This window comes from Aquifex sp., from assembly GCF_056494385.1.
Genome location: NZ_JBSLZM010000016.1, coordinates 1 through 4,475, shown reverse-complemented (window position 1 = coordinate 4,475; position 4,475 = coordinate 1). Strand labels below are relative to the sequence as shown.

Sequence of the window (4,475 nt, the reverse complement as noted above, 5' to 3'; positions counted from 1 at the left end):
TTTGTTGAATTTATGAAGTCTTTAATAAGGCGATGTTTGAGGTTCTCTCCTTTTCCTGATGACAAGCTTGTTCTGTTCCTGCTACAAAACTTGATAGGAGGTGACTCATGTTGTGCAAAAGTTTAGTTAATATGAGCTTTATCATATTAAAATTAAACAGGAAATGGAGAAATTAAAAGAGATGGCACGGAAAAAAGTTGTGGCTTTCAGTTTACCTCCGGATGTAGTAAAAAAGTTAAAGGAAGAAGCTGATAAGAGGGGCTTGAGCAGGAGTAGTTTTTTGACCCTCCTTTTAAAGGGACACTTTTCGTTGGAGGGTGGTAATGGTAGGGATAGTAAGGTGGGAGGAAATGGAAAGAAAACTTGAGACTTCAAAAGCACTAAAGTACAAACTTGAGGAAAAGGGTTGGCATGGTAAAAAAAGCCTGTCAGAAATAAAACAAACACACTGGGAGGAGAGCTATGGAAGAGGAAAGGCTAAAAGAGAAACTTCTTAATGACACTACGCTCAAGCAGATCCTCCGGGACATAGGCAGGAAAACTAAGAGGGATAGGCGAGAATTCGTGGATTTCGTAATTAGAAAGATCCTTATGAAAAACCCGAACGTGTGGAACCTTGAACACAAGACTATACCTGCACTCGAAAAGAAGGGAGACGAAAAAGTAGAAGCACTTAAAAGAGTTCTTGAAATAATCAAGGGAACAAAGGATTTGTATGGACTCAAATATGAGGAAGAAGCAACTGTTCATAAGACTGAGGAAGAACAGATAAGAGAAATTGAAGAGATAGAAGAGATTGAGGGTGTTATAGGGAGAGTATCAATCACTCAATCAGACCCAGCCACTCCCTATTCCTTTAGCTTCTGGCTCAAAGACTCTGACGATATATACGTAGAACCTGGGGAGATGATAGAGGTCAGACTCGACCAGGATACAGTTATCATAGGAATGGTTGAAGACGTATCTGTCAAATCCGAGAAGAGAGATATAATAGAGCACTTCTACTCGTGGTCTTTCGGGCAGGCGGAAAGAAATATTCCTACCAGAATACCCACAATAAAAACAGGAAAGGCAAGGATAGTATATAGGAGCGATGGAAAAACTGCACCCTTAACTTATGCATATCCTGTATATAAATCAAGAAGAGACACTCTTGAAAGAGCTTTCTCTTCCATGATTAAAGAAGATCAGAGGATTCTTATGGGCTTTGTTCGCTCAGGAGACGGAGCCTATGTACCCGTTTACGGTCCATTCACAGGACTGTTCGGCTACTCCTCTGGGCATGTAAACATAACGGGGAAATCTGGGCTTGCCGGCAAAACCAGCTATGCTCTCTTCTTGATCGCTTCTGCCCTGTCCTACTCCATGCAAATGGAGGAGCTGAGCCGTTTTGATAGGACGCTCGGGATAATAGCTTTCAATGTCAAAGAAAGGGATCTACTTGATATAGGTGAAATTGATTACAGCAATATGGAGGAAGCAATTGAAGACCTCTATCAAAAGGACGACAATACAGCTTCTCTATGGGATCAGGCTTACAGGTATTATGAAGAGAGTCTAAGTAGGAACAGACCAGAATACAGGGTTGACCCTATAAGAGTATTTAGGGATGAAACAACAATATACGAACCTGGTTCCGATTTCAGTTACGGGCTTCAGGACCTCCTTAGTCTGGGAGTTCATACGATAGCCGCTCTTCTTGATCCTTCTGATATTAACGAACAGATGGAAAGTCTCTTGATATCTATCAATGATGAATTCAATGATAGAAGAACTTCTTTCAGGGACCTTATGAGGGAACTCAACAGGAGGCTTTCTGGAGGAGGGACCAGAGGCGGTTACGTGACCATAGGAAACGCTCCTCATCACGAGGCAACAGTAAGAAAGTTTATCAACAGAATAAACAGACTACTTTCTTCAAGGGTAATAGTCCCAGACCTTCCCCATGGGAATCCCTTAAACGTATATGACCTGGGGAGAAGTGAGCTATGGGTTATAAACATAGAGCCTTTGAAAGACAATGAGCAGCGGATGGTCTTCTTTTCAGTCCTTTCCGCTCTCAAGGAGATACTCCCTCTTAAGAAGAGGGAAGAAAAGTATTTAAACGAGAACTACATAGGAGACTTCCCTTCAAGGGTGAGTGTATTCGTAGACGAGCTTAACAAATTTGCTCCCTCTGGAAGAGAGGGGTCCACAATAAAGAGCTTTATAAAAGAAATAGCTGCCCGTGGAAGGGGCTATGGACTCACTCTTATAGGTGCGGAGCAATTTGCTTCCCAAATTGATGAAGAGGTCCTTCAGAACAGCTTTGCTTTTCTTGTTGGTAAGAGCGAAGAGATAGAGCTTTCCAACAGGTTTTACAAAAGACTTTCTGATGGCATGCGTCAGAGAGTCTCTTTTCTCAGGAGAGGAGAGCTTGTTCTCCTACATGATAGGTTGGAAGCTCCTCTGGTTGTAAGATTCCCTAAGCCTCTCCACAGGCTCGGAGAAGAATGATGAGGAAATCTCTTTTTATACAATCCTATGCTTTAGAGTATGAGGGTCCCCTTTTGGAAAGAGAGGAGATAGTTCCGGTGGGAGACCTTCGCTGGATTGATTTCCCGAAAGAATCACCTTTGAAGTTTGATGCCTTTCTTGATGGATCTATGAAACTTTACAGGGTTGGGCATGCCAGCTATAGCGGAACACCTCTTTACTACGCCTGTATATCAGCAGCACTCCTTTACAGGGATCAGGAGGGAAGACTAAGGAATACAACCTATACACGTAACATAAACCTTCTCTTATTTCCTTTTGAGATATATGAAAAGGTTTTCGGTGAAGCTGTCAGAAACGAGCTTAGAGAGTTTGTGGAAAGGCTTAGGGCTTCTATTGTCATCAGGGGTCAGCAATTTTTTACAGAACATGACGTAAGGGAAACAATCAGGGAGGAAAGCCTCGGATCCATATTCGAGCACAAGGACTGTTGGATAATATGTGATACGAGCAGATCCGGAGTAACCGAGCAGGGACAGATTCAGATACAAAAGAAAGACTTGGGTAACTTCAATGTTATAAAGGGAAAAGCCAGGGGCCGCGTAAGACACTACATGAGGCTTCTTGAATTTTACATCCTCAAGCTCTTCAGAGAAAGAAATGAGGACTCTTTCATCTTGGTTGACGGTTTGTATCCTGAGAAAAGGCATGTGCTGGCGCCGTTCAGGCTCGAAAGTGAGGAAAGATACAAGGACATCGTTAGGGGGGTGGTTGGCTTCGTGAAAACTCCCAGAGATATACCTGACAGCCTTTACGAGCATAACGTATGGGAGAATCTGAGACCATACAGGAGTGTTTACTGGACCGGTAAGGTGAAAGAGCAGGAAAATGTCAGCTCTTTAAAAGAGCTGAGCGAGTTTACTTTTTCCTTGCTCAGGTTCAGACATTTGCCCGGCTTTGAAGCAAATCCTATAGGTGTAGTGAAAATACAAACGGAGAAAGATGTAGACCTTGACTACCTGCAGAGCATTCTTTCCGCTGTATATAGAGAGAGGTTCCCCTTTGTATCGGATATAAAGAGGTTTCTAAACGAAGCATATCCTATAGAGCAGGCGGAGAAGGTTGCTAAGAGCTTCTTTCCTTCCGAGTCTAGGATCAGAGGGTTTATATCAACAGTTATACCAGAACTACCCTTTTAGTTTGTTCTGTTCAAATGACCTAACTGACCTTCTCACAACCTCTCAACTATCACCTCCATCTGCTTCTCCTTCTCCGCCTCCATGTAAACGTCCATCGTAGTGGAAATCTTAGAATGCCCCACCGTTCCTTCTTTGCTGACAATAGCTAACATCGTTTGATCGTTGTGTCAAGAAAATCCGTTCGGGTATTCGGAACTAAGGAATAAAGGAGTGTGCATCTGACTAACCTGAGGTATGCAATAAGTGTTGTGAGTCTTATAAGCACGGGAATAGAGGAAGAGGTACCTCCAGAGGGAACGGTCTCTGGAATACCTCCCACCTCAAGGGCAGGAGGTTTTAGATACCTCTTCCCCAAGTTTATTGAAGCAGTGTAATCCCTGTCATACTTTCCGTGAGCAGAACAGATAAGGTAGTGTCCTTCCTTCTTGACTTCCCTCCCACAAAAACACCTCTTGCTCGTGTTAGCAGGATTTACCTCCTTCACCCTTATCCCTTCCCTCTTCGCTTTCTCCTTCAGTCTCTCAGAGAACTTCATGTAAAACCACGTTGAAAAGAGCCACCTTAAGGTCTTATCCCTCCACTCAGGAACTTCCTTGAAAGAGAGGTCCTCTATCACTACGGTGTCTATACCTGAAGCCTTCGCCGTGAGGATTATCTCATTTGTAAGCACCTCAAGAACCTCTTTTCTTAAGTTTTTCATCTTTCTCTCTTTTGACTTCTTTTCCCTGAAGAGGTGATCTATCTTCCTCTGAAGTTTCTCCTTCACCTTAATCTTTTCGGTCTTCTCCCTCTCAAGATAGA

The 4,475-nt window shown here is 43.1% G+C and carries 4 protein-coding genes; 3 read left to right on the top strand and 1 reads right to left on the bottom strand.

Annotated features, from left to right (window positions below):
• Positions 1-350 precede the first annotated feature (350 nt).
• The 3 genes from ACWB1W_RS01300 to ACWB1W_RS01290 are packed head-to-tail and all read left to right on the top strand — an operon-like array spanning position 351 to position 3,674.
• Positions 351-497 carry a hypothetical protein gene (locus ACWB1W_RS01300; RefSeq protein WP_479369589.1) on the top strand — a complete coding sequence of 49 codons (147 nt, stop codon included), beginning with the start codon at positions 351-353 and terminating at the stop codon, positions 495-497.
• Positions 463-2,496, top strand: a complete 2,034-nt coding sequence (locus ACWB1W_RS01295; RefSeq protein WP_479369588.1) for an ATP-binding protein — start codon at positions 463-465, stop codon at positions 2,494-2,496. The genes ACWB1W_RS01300 and ACWB1W_RS01295 overlap by 35 nt, the downstream gene beginning before the upstream one ends.
• Positions 2,497-2,549: 53 nt before the next feature.
• Entirely contained in the window at positions 2,550-3,674 is a 1,125-nt protein-coding gene (locus ACWB1W_RS01290; RefSeq protein WP_479369587.1) for a hypothetical protein, read from the top strand.
• Positions 3,675-3,819: 145 nt separating this feature from the next.
• Here the strand turns inward: ACWB1W_RS01290 and ACWB1W_RS01285 are convergent.
• A partial coding sequence (locus ACWB1W_RS01285) for an IS200/IS605 family accessory protein TnpB-related protein (protein ID WP_479369586.1) occupies positions 3,820-4,475 on the bottom strand: 656 nt, incomplete at its 5' end.